Origin of the sequence: Prodigiosinella aquatilis, assembly GCA_030388725.1 — a bacterium.
Lineage (GTDB): Bacteria > Pseudomonadota > Gammaproteobacteria > Enterobacterales > Enterobacteriaceae > Prodigiosinella > Prodigiosinella aquatilis.
This window is the reverse complement of sequence record CP128857.1, coordinates 3,723,282-3,737,539: the sequence shown is the minus strand read 5'-3', so window position 1 is coordinate 3,737,539 and position 14,258 is coordinate 3,723,282. Positions and strand designations below refer to the sequence as shown.

General features: G+C 49.2%; 15 protein-coding genes and 4 tRNA genes. 13 read left to right on the top strand and 6 right to left on the bottom strand.

Translation table 11 applies throughout. The annotated features are described in order from the left end of the window. Window positions 1-312: 312 nt before the first annotated feature. The 8 genes from csrA (at window position 313) to luxS (ending at window position 4,762) form a co-directional block, all read left to right on the top strand. The gene (csrA, locus tag PCO85_17500; GenBank protein ID WJV52971.1) at window positions 313-498 is read left to right on the top strand and encodes a carbon storage regulator CsrA; all 186 of its coding nucleotides are present in this window, start codon (window positions 313-315) and stop codon (window positions 496-498) included. A 301-nt stretch (window positions 499-799) separates the two neighbouring features. Next, window positions 800-892: transfer RNA gene (locus PCO85_17495), tRNA-Ser, on the top strand. A gap of 7 nt (window positions 893-899) precedes the next feature. Next, window positions 900-976 (top strand) — tRNA-Arg (locus PCO85_17490). 75 nt (window positions 977-1,051) lie between these two features. Next, window positions 1,052-1,128 (top strand) — tRNA-Arg (locus PCO85_17485). 59 nt (window positions 1,129-1,187) lie between these two features. After that, a tRNA-Arg gene (locus PCO85_17480) sits at window positions 1,188-1,264 on the top strand. Window positions 1,265-1,459: 195 nt separating this feature from the next. After that, window positions 1,460-2,026, top strand: a complete 567-nt coding sequence (yqaB, locus tag PCO85_17475; protein ID WJV52970.1) for a fructose-1-phosphate/6-phosphogluconate phosphatase — start codon at window positions 1,460-1,462, stop codon at window positions 2,024-2,026. A 497-nt stretch (window positions 2,027-2,523) separates the two neighbouring features. Next, window positions 2,524-4,077: a glutamate--cysteine ligase gene (gshA, locus tag PCO85_17470; GenBank protein WJV52969.1), complete on the top strand. Its 1,554-nt coding sequence runs from the start codon at window positions 2,524-2,526 to the stop codon at window positions 4,075-4,077. 169 nt (window positions 4,078-4,246) lie between these two features. Further along, window positions 4,247-4,762 (top strand): S-ribosylhomocysteine lyase, encoded by a 516-nt coding sequence (gene luxS, locus PCO85_17465; GenBank protein WJV52968.1) that lies wholly within the window; start codon window positions 4,247-4,249, stop codon window positions 4,760-4,762. A gap of 65 nt (window positions 4,763-4,827) precedes the next feature. Here luxS and PCO85_17460 read toward each other — a convergent pair whose 3' ends face one another. Next, window positions 4,828-5,622, bottom strand: a complete 795-nt coding sequence (locus PCO85_17460) for an inner membrane protein YpjD (protein ID WJV56124.1) — start codon at window positions 5,620-5,622, stop codon at window positions 4,828-4,830. A 171-nt stretch (window positions 5,623-5,793) separates the two neighbouring features. Between PCO85_17460 and ffh the strand changes: the two genes are divergently transcribed. From ffh to rplS, 5 genes are all read left to right on the top strand, one after another. After that, window positions 5,794-7,155: a signal recognition particle protein gene (gene ffh, locus PCO85_17455; GenBank protein ID WJV52967.1), complete on the top strand. Its 1,362-nt coding sequence runs from the start codon at window positions 5,794-5,796 to the stop codon at window positions 7,153-7,155. 159 nt (window positions 7,156-7,314) lie between these two features. After that, entirely contained in the window at window positions 7,315-7,563 is a 249-nt protein-coding gene (gene rpsP / locus PCO85_17450) for a 30S ribosomal protein S16 (GenBank protein WJV52966.1), read from the top strand. An 18-nt stretch (window positions 7,564-7,581) separates the two neighbouring features. Next, window positions 7,582-8,130 (top strand): ribosome maturation factor RimM, encoded by a 549-nt coding sequence (gene rimM / locus PCO85_17445; GenBank protein WJV52965.1) that lies wholly within the window; start codon window positions 7,582-7,584, stop codon window positions 8,128-8,130. Between the two features lie 38 nt (window positions 8,131-8,168). After that, window positions 8,169-8,924, top strand: coding sequence for a tRNA (guanosine(37)-N1)-methyltransferase TrmD (trmD, locus tag PCO85_17440; GenBank protein WJV52964.1), 756 nt, complete (start codon window positions 8,169-8,171; stop codon window positions 8,922-8,924). A gap of 63 nt (window positions 8,925-8,987) precedes the next feature. Next, window positions 8,988-9,335 (top strand): 50S ribosomal protein L19, encoded by a 348-nt coding sequence (gene rplS, locus PCO85_17435; protein ID WJV52963.1) that lies wholly within the window; start codon window positions 8,988-8,990, stop codon window positions 9,333-9,335. A gap of 177 nt (window positions 9,336-9,512) precedes the next feature. Here rplS and PCO85_17430 read toward each other — a convergent pair whose 3' ends face one another. The 5 genes from PCO85_17430 to PCO85_17410 all read right to left on the bottom strand — a co-directional run bounded on the left by PCO85_17430 (window position 9,513) and on the right by PCO85_17410 (window position 14,255). Beyond that, window positions 9,513-9,728, bottom strand: a complete 216-nt coding sequence (locus PCO85_17430) for an ogr/Delta-like zinc finger family protein (GenBank protein WJV52962.1) — start codon at window positions 9,726-9,728, stop codon at window positions 9,513-9,515. 67 nt (window positions 9,729-9,795) lie between these two features. Further along, window positions 9,796-10,884: a phage late control D family protein gene (locus PCO85_17425; protein WJV52961.1), complete on the bottom strand. Its 1,089-nt coding sequence runs from the start codon at window positions 10,882-10,884 to the stop codon at window positions 9,796-9,798. Further along, a complete protein-coding gene (locus PCO85_17420; protein WJV52960.1) occupies window positions 10,884-11,402 on the bottom strand; it encodes a phage tail protein in 519 nt (172 codons plus the stop codon). Before PCO85_17420 ends, PCO85_17425 begins: the two co-directional genes overlap by 1 nt. Then, the gene (locus tag PCO85_17415) at window positions 11,399-14,143 is read right to left on the bottom strand and encodes a phage tail tape measure protein (GenBank protein WJV52959.1); all 2,745 of its coding nucleotides are present in this window, start codon (window positions 14,141-14,143) and stop codon (window positions 11,399-11,401) included. Before PCO85_17415 ends, PCO85_17420 begins: the two co-directional genes overlap by 4 nt. Next, window positions 14,136-14,255, bottom strand: a complete 120-nt coding sequence (locus tag PCO85_17410) for a GpE family phage tail protein (protein ID WJV56123.1) — start codon at window positions 14,253-14,255, stop codon at window positions 14,136-14,138. The genes PCO85_17415 and PCO85_17410 overlap by 8 nt, the downstream gene beginning before the upstream one ends. Window positions 14,256-14,258 lie beyond the last annotated feature (3 nt).

Here is a 14,258-nt window from a genome sequence, read left to right as displayed (position 1 = left end):
CAAGCGCTATCCTGGCAAAACGCCATGACTCTTAATGGTTTTGGCGTTTTTGGCCTGCGGTAAAGGATGACCGTAAACAAGACGAATCGTGTGTCTCTTTCAGAGTATTGAATGCAGAATATGCCTTGGTCTGGTTGTGATAACAAAAAACGCAAGCTGTCTTATATCGGCTAAACTTAACATTAGTAACAAGCTATGAGTGGGATGATGAGGCAATTATTGTCATCTAGGTTTACGTTTTCTCGGCACATGATGGATAATGGCGAGAGAACGAAGAGACCTGACTCTTTATAATCTTTCAAGGAGCAAAGAATGCTTATTTTAACTCGTCGAGTTGGCGAAACCCTCATGATTGGCGATGAGGTAACGGTTACCGTACTAGGAGTAAAGGGCAATCAGGTTCGTATTGGTGTGAATGCGCCTAAAGAAGTTTCTGTGCACCGCGAAGAGATTTACCAACGTATTCAGGCAGAGAAGTCTCAGCCAACATCTTATTGATTCACAATGCGTCTCGCTCTCACGAGGCGCTATTGTTGTCCTGGTTTTTTATTCGAATTTTTAGCTCTCCTCATTTTTATTTTTTGTATTCACATCCTGTCCGATACAGGATAATCAGTTGTTTTCCTGTTGATAATATATTCATTTTGTTGTCAATCCATCCGTGTTGGGTGCGAATTGTGCAAACAAACATGAGAAGGGAAAAATTGTTTGACTTATAAGTCCTGGAAAGTAATATGTGCGCCACGCAGTACCGGTGAGCACTGAACGAGAAATCAAAAAGTAATCATAGGTAGTGTAAGGTGAGGTGGCCGAGAGGCTGAAGGCGCTCCCCTGCTAAGGGAGTATGCGGTCAAAAGCTGCATCGAGGGTTCGAATCCCTCCCTCACCGCCATTAATATGCATCCGTAGCTCAGCTGGATAGAGTACTCGGCTACGAACCGAGCGGTCGGAGGTTCGAATCCTCCCGGATGCACCATTTAGTGGGCGTGTTTTTTTGTCGGGATCATCTAATGAACTCGGATAAAAAAGAGAGTTTTCAGTAAAATATAATGCATCCGTAGCTCAGCTGGATAGAGTACTCGGCTACGAACCGAGCGGTCGGAGGTTCGAATCCTCCCGGATGCACCATTAGCCTGTTGTTCTCTTCCTCTCATATTGAAACACAAACGATTCTGTTATCTCAGTAGGCATCCGTAGCTCAGCTGGATAGAGTACTCGGCTACGAACCGAGCGGTCGGAGGTTCGAATCCTCCCGGATGCACCATATTGATTCGTTTCATCCATGTAGCTTTTCCCTTCTTCAGCCGTTTTCTGAAATTTATCTTATAGTCCTGCTTTCATAGCCTGATGTTTGCCCAATTTTTCTGTAATTGTATGATTTTATTGTGGTTATTGAGTCAGAGACAATGTTTTTACTTTACGTTAAAGTAGAAGCTCTTTTTTAGTGACTGGAGTCGTGATGTACGATCACTATCAAGGTTTGATCTTTGATATGGATGGCACCATCCTCGATACTGAACCAATACACCGTAGAGCATGGCAACAGGTGTTAGCAACGTATGGGATGCATTATGATAGTGTCGCCATGACAGCATTGAATGGATCTCCAACCTGGCGTATTGCGCAATCTATTATTACCAGCCATCAGGTCAAACTTGATCCTTATATGCTTGCTGCTGAAAAAATGGCTATTGCAGAATCAATGTTGCTGGATGCGGTAAAACCTCTGCCATTGATAGACGTCGTCAAAAAGTATTATGGTCTCCGCCCAATGGCTGTCGGTACCGGTAGTTCGCGAGCCTTGGCAGAACGCCTGTTGCGGCATCTTGGATTACGTCATTATTTTGGTGCTGTTGTCGGTGCGGATGATGTGCAAAATCATAAGCCTTTCCCTGATACTTTCCTGCGCTGCGCCGAACTTATCGCAGTGGCGCCTGAACATTGTGTTGTTTTTGAAGATGCCGATTATGGTATTCAGGCGGCAGAACGGGCTCATATGGCCGTTGTTGATGTAAGAACATTTTGAGCGGAACCCGAGGGGGAGCTCCCTGTTCTGGCGCTGTTTTCTAAGTGCCACCTTACTCCCCGCCAGATTTCGAGGCGTTGCTGATCACCTTTAGTGATGAATAGCACTGGACTTATGCTATTGATACCCATCGTAACCTTGAGGAATGTGCTGAAAGATTAAGCAATCTTGTTATTGGCCATTTTTTACCTGAATTGGAACGGTTGTCTCGTGTTGAAATGGCAATGCGCCAGTTACGCCATCATAGTCCAACTGCACTATTATTTAGCTGGGTTCCGGTAATAGGCGATTTATTATGTGTGTTGGCTGGTTGCGTACGCCCTGGTAAGGGTGACTCTTTATCTCTTTGTTGATAATGTCTTGCGCTATATCGTTTTTGACAAGGATCACTCTTCAAGGCATGGATGGTGATCCTGAACAGTTGTAATCATATCTGGTGAGCTCCATGTAGCCTTTACTATGCTTACCATCATTAAAATCAATAGCGGGAGGTCGATTTGATCCCGGACGTATCACAGGCGCTTTCCTGGCTGGAAAAAAATCCTCAGGCTATAAAGGGGATCCAACGAGGAATTGAGCGCGAAACATTGCGTATTATGGCAAACGGACATCTGGCTAATACGGGACACCCGGAACAACTAGGGGCAGCGTTGACGCACCCTTGGATTACAACGGATTTCGCTGAAACTCTATTAGAGTTTATTACTCCGGTGGATAGAGACGTTGATCATCTTCTTACCTTCTTGCGTGATATCCACCGTTATGTCGCCCGCAATCTTGGTGAAGAGCGGATGTGGCCACTGAGTATGCCGTGCTTTATTGCTGCAGAACAGGATATTGAGCTGGCGCAGTATGGCTCCTCTAATATTGGGCGATTTAAAACATTGTACCGGGAAGGATTAAAAAATCGGTATGGTGCGCTGATGCAAACCATTTCAGGAGTACATTATAATTTTTCTCTGCCGATGTCCTTCTGGCGTGCCCGGGCTGGTGTTGAGGATGAGATTAGCGGTAAATCCGACATTTCTACCGGTTATTTCCAATTGATACGAAATTATTATCGTTTCGGTTGGATTATTCCGTATTTATTCGGTGCTTCACCGGCTATCTGTCAATCATTCCTGCAAGGCAGGGAAACCTCAATACCTTTTGAACGTACAGAAAACGGGATGTGTTACCTTCCTTATGCAACGTCGTTGCGCCTTAGTGATTTGGGTTATACCAACAAATCGCAAAGCAATCTTGGGATTACTTTCAATAATCTTGAGACTTATGTTTCGGCACTGAAGCGGGCGATAAAAACACCATCAGAGGATTATGCTCGGATTGGGGTGAAAAAAGAGGGGCACTATCTGCAGTTGAACACAAATGTGTTACAAATAGAAAATGAATTGTATGCTCCGATTAGACCTAAGCGTGTTACACGTACAGATGAGTCTCCTTCTGATGCGTTATTACGTGGCGGTGTCGAATATATTGAAGTACGGTCATTGGATATCAATCCGTTCTCGCCGACAGGTGTCAGTGCTGAGCAGGTACGTTTTCTCGATCTGTTCTTAATCTGGTGTACATTGGCGGATGCTCCGGAGATGAGTGCGGATGAGCTGCTTTGTACACGTAAGAACTGGAACCGGGTTATTCTGGAAGGGCGTAAGCCTGGTCAAACCATTGGTATGGGGTGCGAGTCTGAACAGCAGCTCTTGGCTGATGTGGGACGTAGATTATTTACCGATTTACGACGTGTTGCGGAATTGTTAGATCATGAGAATGATAAACCTTATTATCAGCAAGTCTGTGATCAGCTAGTCGGTGGTTTTGACGACCCTGAGAGTACTTTCTCTGGACGATTATTATCTATGATGTTGGAAAGCAGCAGTGGCAGTGTCGGGCTGAGATTGTCTGGACAGTACCGGGAAATCTTGTTGCAGGAGCCGTTGGAGATATTGTCAGAGTCTCGATTGGCGGCGGAAAGTGCACGTTCCTGGCAACATCAGCGTCAGTTGGAAGCAAGCGATACAGTGAGTTTCGATGAGTATTTGGCCACTCATTAGTATCAAAAAGAAAAAGGCCACATGAGTAATGTGGCCAAAAGAAATATCTGATAATGATAATTAGGGATGATGATAATAAATGCGCGTCTTTCATATACTATGACTCGTACTGATCAGAAAAGTTTCCTGTAAACGAGAAAAATAATTTTTTCGATGAGGAGGTGGCAAGATGCCATTACTAGATAGTTTTACCGTAGACCATACCCGAATGGACGCTCCTGCAGTTCGTGTCGCAAAAATCATGAAAACCCCTCATGGTGACACGATTACTGTTTTTGACTTGCGTTTTTGTCGCCCGAATTCTGAAATCATGCCAGAGCGGGGTATTCATACGCTGGAGCATTTGTTTGCGGGGTTTATGCGCGATCATCTGAATGGAGATGGCGTGGAAATTGTTGATATTTCCCCTATGGGTTGTCGTACGGGTTTTTATATGAGTCTGATTGGTACGCCAGCAGAACAACGCGTTGCTGAGGCTTGGAAAGCAGCAATGGCAGATGTACTGAAAGTCACTGATCAGCGTAAAATCCCGGAGCTCAATGAGTATCAGTGCGGAAGTTATACTATGCATTCTTTGGAGGAAGCGCAGGATATTGCTCGTCATATCCTGGAAAAGGATGTGTTAGTAAATAGAAATGACGATTTGGCACTGCCGAAGGATAAATTAGCTGAGTTGCATATTTAGTGGGTTAACTTTCCATATGCAGTGGAAAAGAGAGCTTAGTGTTTGGTGGCTCTCTTTTTTTTAATTTAGTGAGCAAGAATGTTTTGAATAACCCTGCTGCCAAAATAGGCTAGCGTCAGTAATAATGCACCAATCAGGTTAAACCATACTACCCGACGACCTCGCCATCCTTCATGATAGTGCCCCCATAACAGCAGGATATAAACAAACCAGGCTAGTAGGGAAAAAAGGGCTTTGTGAAGATTTTCTCTGTTGTTCAGCAGGTCGTTCATATAAACAAGACCGGTACACAATGTAAGTGTGAGTAGAACAACACCGACCTGTGTAATATGGAACATTTTGCGTTCTATGCTTAGTAATGGTGGCATATCCGTTGCGAAACCCAGCTTTTTGGTTTTCAGCAGATAATCCAGAAAGGCCAGTTGCAGCGCGTAAAGTGCGGCGATCATCAGTGTGGCGTAGGAAAATAACGCCAGGCCAATATGCACCATAAGACCCGGTCTTGCTTCCAGATGCGTGATAAATTCTCCAGGCATGAAGCTGGCAAAAACCAGATTAAGCAACGCAAAAGTATAGACAATAGGCAATAGAAACCAGCCACGATTGCGTGATGCCACAATGGTCATTATCGTACAGATCATCAAGCTGATTAATGACCCAATATTCAACAGACTCAGGTTCTGTCCGACCTGAACATCAAAGATTCGTTGATATAGCGCCACTGCATGGCAGACAAGGGCGAGTGTGGCGGATACCACAGCCAGACGGCGATAGGCACTGTCTTTTCGCACCAGACTGGGGATAATCAGTCCGAGGCTGAGTGAATAGGCCGCTAAAGCCACAATAGCGAAAACAGACATAAACAATAGGTTATTAAATATCAACTGGGTAAAATAGAGAGTCAGTATAGCCTTAGTCAGTAAAGGCACCAACTTGTTATCCACGAGTAGCGCAGAGATTGGCAAGGCTTTCGTGTTATAATTCCCCTATTCGCGTCGCGGTAGCGGCCAGTTTTACGTTGAGCATGAGATATGTTTGAAAATTTAACCGATCGACTATCGCGCACATTGCGCACTATTAGCGGCCGTGGCCGGCTGACTGAAGAGAATATTAAAGAAACATTGCGTGAAGTGCGCATGGCTCTGCTTGAGGCTGATGTGGCTTTGCCGGTAGTTCGTGATTTTATCAACCGGGTCAAAGAGCAATCGGTAGGACAAGAAGTCAATAAGAGTCTGACGCCAGGGCAAGAGTTTGTCAAAATTGTTAAAAATGAACTGACTGCTGCGATGGGGGAGGTTAATGCCGAACTAAATCTGGCCGCACAGCCCCCTGCCGTGGTGCTGATGGCTGGTCTGCAAGGGGCCGGTAAAACAACCAGCGTGGGAAAACTGGGTAAATTTCTGCGTGAGAAGCAAAAGAAAAAAGTGCTGGTGGTTTCTGCCGACGTTTACCGTCCTGCCGCCATTAAACAGTTGGAGACCTTGGCTCAATCTGTCGGTGTAGATTTCTTTGCGTCAGATGCGCAGGAAAAACCGATTGATATTGTTAACCGTGCGCTACAGCATGCCAAACTGAAATTCTACGATGTTCTGTTGGTGGATACCGCTGGCCGTTTGCATGTCGACGACGCCATGATGGATGAGATCAAGCAGATTCATGCAGCGATTAAGCCGATAGAAACCCTGTTTGTAGTCGATGCCATGACGGGACAGGATGCGGCAAATACCGCGAAAGCGTTCAGTGAAGCACTACCGTTGACTGGGGTGATTCTAACCAAGGTTGATGGTGATGCACGTGGCGGTGCCGCACTTTCTATCCGTCACATCACTGGTAAGCCGATTAAGTTCCTGGGTGTAGGTGAGAAAACGGAAGCCCTTGAACCTTTCTATCCTGAGCGTATTGCTTCTCGCATTCTCGGCATGGGGGATGTGCTTTCTCTGATTGAGGATCTTGAAAGCAAAGTTGATCGTACTCAGGCTGAAAAACTGGCCAAGAAACTCAAAAAGGGTGATGGATTCGATCTTACTGATTTTCTGGATCAGCTAAAACAGATGCGCAATATGGGCGGCATGGCCAGCATGATGAGTAAATTGCCGGGGATGGGGCAATTACCGGACAATGTGAAGTCTCAAATGGATGATAAAGTTCTGGTGCGCATGGAAGCGATTATCAACTCTATGACTCGGCAGGAACGTGCCAAACCTGACATCATCAAAGGTTCCCGTAAACGTCGTATTGCAATGGGGTCTGGGATGCAAGTGCAGGACGTAAATCGTTTGTTGAAGCAGTTTGATGATATGCAACGCATGATGAAGAAGATGAAAAATGGCGGTCTGGCCAAAATGATGCGCGGTATGAAAGGTATGATGCCACCGGGATTCTCGGGGCGTTAATACCGTCAATTTTAATCTGGCTCGTATAAAGTCTTACTTGATAAAGACGCTTTAGATTGCTTTTTGCGCCAAAATGAGTAAACTTTTCGGGCTTTTTATATGACACTGGGCCCCGTTCCTCGATGGGGCCTGGCTGTTTTATTCACTAAAGAGGATGTTATGGTAACAATTCGTTTGGCTCGTGGCGGCGCTAAAAAACGCCCGTTCTATCAAGTCGTCGTGACCGATAGCCGCAATGCGCGCGATGGTCGTTTTATTGAACGTGTAGGCTTCTTCAACCCGATCGCAACTGGTCAGGCTGAAGTCTTACGTTTGGATCTTGACCGTATTGAGCATTGGGTTGGTCAGGGTGCTACCGTTTCTGATCGCGTTTCTGCGTTGATCAAAGACGTTAAGAAAGCAGCATAATCTGTTGCGGTGGTGACAATGAGCAATCAACTTAGCTCGCATGCTCCCGTTAGCCCGGTTGTGATGGGTAAAATGGGGTCAACGTATGGTATCAGGGGTTGGCTCAGAGTGTTTTCATCCACCGAAGACGCCGAAAGTATTTTTGACTATCAACCCTGGTTTATCCAGAACAAAGGTCGTTGGCAGCTTATCGAAATTGAGAGCTGGAAGCACCATAATCAGGATCTGGTCATCAAAATTAAAGATGTTGATGATCGGGAAACTGCGAATTTACTGACGAATTGTGAAATTATCGTTGATTCAGCGCAGTTACCTGAACTGGGAGAGGGTGATTATTACTGGAAGGATCTTATTGGCTGTGAGGTTGTGACCACTGCTGGTTACGAGCTGGGGAAAGTCACTGATATGATGGAAACCGGTTCAAATGACGTCATAGTAGTAAGAGCTACTCTGAAAGATGCTTACGGAGTCAAGGAGCGGTTGATCCCGTTCCTGACTGAACAGGTTGTCAAGCATGTTGACCTCTCTACTCATCGTATCGAAGTAGATTGGGATCCTGGTTTTTGAACTCTGTACTGAATAGTAATATCGGGTGGAACAAAACTATGTGGATTGGGGTTATCAGCCTGTTTCCAGAGATGTTCCGCGCCATTACTGATTACGGAGTTACAGGCCGGGCAGTTAAAAATGGCCTGCTGAGCGTACAGTATTGGAGTCCGCGAGATTTCGCTTACGATCGGCATCGTACCGTAGACGATCGCCCCTATGGTGGTGGCCCCGGTATGCTGATGATGGTGCAACCTTTGCGGGATGCGATTCATGCAGCAAAAACAGCGGCAGGCGAAGGTGCGAAGGTGATTTATCTGTCACCGCAGGGCCGCAAATTAGATCAGCAAGGCGTACGTCAACTTGCCACTAATCAGAAGATGATTCTGGTTTGTGGTCGATACGAGGGAATTGATGAGCGCGTAATCAAGACTGAGATTGATGAAGAATGGTCAATCGGTGATTACGTTCTCAGTGGTGGTGAATTGCCAGCAATGACATTGATTGATTCCGTGTCCCGGTTTATTCCGGGGGTTCTGGGTCATGAAGCTTCAGCAGAAGAGGACTCTTTTGCGGATGGATTGTTGGATTGCCCCCATTTCACTCGTCCTGATGTGTTGACCGGTATGGAAGCTCCGGCAGTTCTGCTGTCAGGCAACCATGCTGAAATACGTCGCTGGCGTTTGAAGCAGTCGCTGGGCCGAACCTGGCTTAGAAGACCTGAACTTCTGAAAAGCCTAGCTCTGACTGACGAGCAAGCAACGTTGTTGACTGAATTTCAAAATGAATATCAGTCTGGACAACACAAGTATTAGTGGGTCGTTACGGGAGTGCCGAGCGAACCCAAATATCAGTTTACCTAGGGTAAGAGACATATTATGAGCAACATTATCAAGCAACTTGAACAAGAGCAGATGAAGCAAGATATACCTGCATTTCGTCCGGGTGATACCGTGGAAGTGAAGGTATGGGTCGTTGAAGGTTCCAAAAGACGTCTGCAGGCATTCGAGGGCGTGGTTATCGCTATTCGTAACCGCGGTCTGCACTCTGCATTCACTGTTCGTAAGATTTCTAATGGCGAAGGCGTAGAGCGCGTATTTCAGACTCACTCTCCAGTAGTGGATAGTATTACTGTTAAACGTCGCGGTGCTGTGCGTAAAGCCAAACTGTATTACCTGCGTGAACGTGCTGGTAAGTCTGCTCGTATTAAAGAGCGTCTTAACTAAGAGCGCGCTTTCGCAACATCCGAAAAGCGGTTATGAAATAAGGACTTATATATTATATAAGTCCTTATTTATTTTTGGTGTCCACATAATGCCCACGCAGATAGAATATCGTCCATGCAATCCACATTACATGCATAAAAAAACCCGCCGCAGCGGGTGCCTCTAATTCCTTCTACGCTATATCTGCATAGTAACTTGTCCATGTGGGGAATGAGGGGCAACAGCGGCTGTTTTCCCTGGTGTCATAATTGCCCGGACATAGGTTTCATGACTGATAAACGTATGACCGCAGTTAATATTAGTACACTGGTTGTAACGTTCCTTTGTCGTGCTCGTCACCTCATAAGATGATCGCGTGTGTGCGGCACTTCCGCACAAAGGGCATTTCATCATATTGATATCTCCCAGCTTGCAAATTTAAGTTAATGATACCGGCTGCTTGCTTTTGCTACAACTTGCATTATTCCATTTCAACTTCATCAATTTTTACCTCCAGATCCAGCGATGTGGTAAACCCCCGGTCACTGAGCGAATGCGTCACTGTGCCTATTGTCCAGTCGGCGGCGTCGATTTCTCGCTTGAACCCGGTCACTTTCACTGGCAGTTCCGGGTACAGCTCGGCCCGGCCTTTTGCCAGTTCAATGGAGAATGTCGCAACCCCGCGCTGAATACGTTCCCAATGCATTTTTGCGGCCCGTTCAGCATTTCCCTTGTTGGAATAGGTACGGCTGAGAACTAGCACGTTTTCATCTGTTCCCAGCAGGTACTCTCCCTGTTTTTCTTCCGGCATTTTCTTTTTTGCCGTCGTGGTTTTGCGACGACGTTTTACCTTCACGGTCTGATTTTTCTTTAGATCTCGGGTATGCAGCCAGTGAGCCATGACGCCGGTGTAGGCGCCACGGTCAGCCAGGGTAAAACGGTGGCTGTCGCCGTCCTTGCGGCTGATGGTGGCAACGGGCAGCGCTTTACCACTGGCGGTTTTTCCCTGGCCCTGTCGCAAAAACAGCAGATGGCCATCTTTGACGGCGGCGATGGCGCCATGATCTTTCGCCAGGCGCATCAGAAACGAGCAGTCTGACTCATTGGTCTGGTCAATATGGTCAACCTCCTGCGCAGCGGTGTCGCTGTCCAGTGCCGGAGTCAGCTTATGCCGGGCGGCGATGTCGTTCACCATGGCCCCGACTGTGGTCTTGTGCCAGGAGCGTTCCCGCTTGAGGTTCAGCGTTTGCCGAAAATCCGCACTGCGGGCGCGTAGCGTCAGCCGGTCAGGTGCACCGCTATGCTCTATCTCATCCACCACAAAGGTTCCTTTTTTCAGCAGGGGCTCACCTTTCCAACCAAGAAAGACGGTGATTTCAGCCCCGCGCCGGGGCAAGGCCAATTGCCCGTCGGCGTCGTCCAGTTCAATATCCAGCTGATCGGCTTCAAAACCGCGATTGTCGGTGATGGTGAGTGACATCAGACGCTTATCCAGTGTGGCGGTAATGTCATCTTTCCCAATGCGGATGCGGTAATCCGGCGTTAATTCCGTACCCGCTAACCAGCCCATCAGGACAGCACCCCATTCACTGCCGACGTCACACTGTCGAGTGCCCCAGTCAGGGTTGTCTGTGCCTGGCCGAGATAGCTCGTTGCCTGGTTTTTCAGTGTGGAAAGCTGTTCCGTCAGGTCGCCCAGCATGGCATTCAGTGATTCATCCACGCGTTTTAACGTCAGGGTAAATTCAATCCGGCGGGCGTTGCCGTCGCTGAAAAACTGGCTACGGGTTTCACTCATGCTTTCAATCACGTACATGCCGTAAATGGTGCCGGAACCTTCCAGCAACGCCCAGGCTTTACCGGTTTCGGCCATCTGTTCGAGTACCAGCAGTGAGAGTTTGCCGCCGGTAACCTGGGGCAACAGTACCGCCTGTAACGTGATGGTGTCGTTATCCGGCCCCAAAAACTGTGCCACCGGACGGTAACCAACCCGGTTATTGGTGGGGTGCCGCCATGAGCGTTGCCTTTGTAATTCCTGATAGGGGATAGTCTTTAACGTAAAGACGAACAACCCCAGCACCATCATCATCCGATACCCCCTTGATCGCGGTAGTTGCTGCGTGATTTGGCGCGGGCGCGGTGTTCCCGTTCATCTAATTGACGGGCGACTTCGCGGGCAATGTCAGTGGCATTCTGTCCGGGCTGGGTTACGATAGTGATCGGCGCGTGAATAGACACCGGCGCCAGCGATGAAGGACGAGGTTCTGGCCGGCTCACCGCGTATTCTTTCGTGGGTAAGCTGAACGGATGCAGCGGACGCGCCATTACCGGTTGCGCGGCCGCGCCTAACATCATGGCGGCAGAGGCGGCCAGCGCAGCCGTTCGGCGACGACTGGTGATCCTCGCCGGGCCGTTAACGATTTCAGGGCCATTTTCCCCGACAATGCCAATCCGTCCGGACGGGATAACGCCACCGGTGTCAAACCGGGGGATGTCATTTAATACCGCCGAACCGGCCCCGGCAGCGCCCGGCACGGTGGGCAGGGATGGCATCTGCTTGCTATCGGGTTTCATCCAGTCCGGCAAGTAGTCAGTCAATGACGCCAGTTTGGTTTTCAACAATTCCCATTTTTCATTGATACCGGCCATCAGTCCATCAATCAGTTGGGAACCCGCTTCCTGAAACCGGGCAGGCATGGATTCAGCGGTGCTAACCAGCTCATTCCAGCGATCACTGATGGTTTTCTTGATGTTTTCCCAGGCTTCTGACACGCCAGCCTTGATAGCATCCCAGTTTTTATAAATCAGCCCCGGCAAGGTGTAGTTGAGAAAGTAAGACTTGATACCTTCCCACGCTGTACTGATGGCGTTTTTCACCCATTCCCATGCCGCCGATGTTGCGTTGCAAATAGCATCCCACAGCGCCTTGAATTTGGGGCCGAGCGTGTCCCAGTGTTGCCAGATATAAAGCGCGCCCATGGCAATCAGGCTGATGATCGCCAGAATGGGATTAGCCATCATCAGCCGTCCCAGCCACAGGACGGCTTTTCCCACAATGCCAAGCGCACCACGGATAAGACCGAAAGCACTGACGGCCTTGATCCCCAAGACATTGCAGCTCAGACGCAATAACGCCATCGGGCCTAGTATCGCCGCCACACTCAGGATGATGGTTCCCATCATTGTCAGGAAGCTGCCCAGTGCCAACACCGTACCGGTAATGACGCGGGTCAGTTGGGGATGTTGGGTCAGCCAGCCGCCAACTTTCGACGTTAGCGCGGTGACGCTATGGGTGATGGCACGCAGTGGACTGTCAACACTGTCAAACAGCGTGATGCCAACATCCTCCCAGGCAGATGAAAGGCTTTTCAGATCGCCGCTGAGGTTATCGGTCATCGTACCCGCCACTTTTTCAGCTTCGCCGTGCGCGGCGCGCACCTCGGCCACCAGTTTCTGCAACTGCCCTGTCCCGGCCTGCTCAACCAGGACACTCAATCCGGAAAATGCCTCCTCTCCGGCAATGTGCTTAAAGAGGGACGCCCGCTTGGCGTTGCCCATTTTCTGAGTGCGGGCGTACATTTCTGACAGCAGATCCGTTAACGGGCGCAGGTTGCCGCGCGCGTCTTTGGTTTTGATGTTCAGTTCTGCCAGTGCCTCCGCCGCCGCTTTGGGAGGCGAAGCCAGCCGCGCCAGAATAGCGCGGAGTGAGGTTCCTGCCTGGCTGCTCTGAATACCCGCATCACCTAGCTTGCCCGCCGCCGCTGACGCGGTTTCCAGATCCACGCCCAGCGTCGCCGCCACGGGTGCCACATACTTCATGGTTTCACCCAGCATCTGCAAATTGGTATTGGAGCGGGTAAATGTGGCCACCAGACTGTCGCCCACCCGGCTCATTTGGTTGGCGGGCAGTTTGAAACCGGTCAAGATGTTAGAGCCGATGTTGGCGGTGGTTGCCAGATCGGTATCTCCCGCCAGCGACATGTTCAGTGTGCCGGGCATGGCGCCGCGTATCTGTTCCGGGTTGAAGCCCGCCATGGCGTAGAAACTCTGCCCTTGTGCCACATCATTGGCCGTAAACGCTGTGGATGCGCCCAACTGCCGCGCCTGTTGGCGCAATGCGGCCATTTCTGGTACGGCTTTTTTCAGGCGGGTCAGCGCTTGCACTTTTGACATCCCTTGATCAAAGTCAAAACCGGGTGCCATCGTGCGCTTGGACGTGTAAAGCATCCCGACACCCGCCCCGGTGATGGCCGCACCATTTACCGACAGCTTATTGCGGGCTTCCATTGTTCTGGAATACCGGCTTCTGATGGCATTCAGTTTTTGCTGGCGTTCCCCCACACGCTTTAGTGCTTGTTGCTGGCGAGTCAGCGCGTTGGTCACCGATTGTGTATCACGGCGTAATTGCCGTTGGGCGTCGCTCAACTTTTTGGTGTCCAGACCAGACGCGTGCAGCGCCTCACGCTGACGCTGAACGGACAGGCGCAGACCGTTGTATTTTCCCTGTAATTCATTTACGCGGTTTTTCGCCGCACCCAGTAGCCGGGTTTGCTGGGCAGTAGGCTTTTCTGTCGCAGCAAACTGTCTGGCCAGGCGCGCCGCTTCTTCCCGTGCCGCCTTCAGGCTGTGACTGACTACAGCGGCTTGCGTACTGGTTTTACGAAAACCGTCAATCCGTGCCGCCTGGTTATCCAGTTGTTTCAACTGGGCCTGGCTTTTTTTGACGGCGGCGGCCAGCTTCTGGGTGCTGGCTTGTGCCTGTTTGAAGGGGCGGGTCAATTTGTCGACCGCATTCATGATGACCTGCAAACGCAGGTTATTGTCACTCATCACCGGCTCCGCTGCGGATGATTGCCTTGTGCCGCCATTCCAGTACGTCGGTTAATGGCATGTCCTGTGTGACAGAAGGCGGCCAGTGAAACACGGTGGCAATGTCCGCCACCAA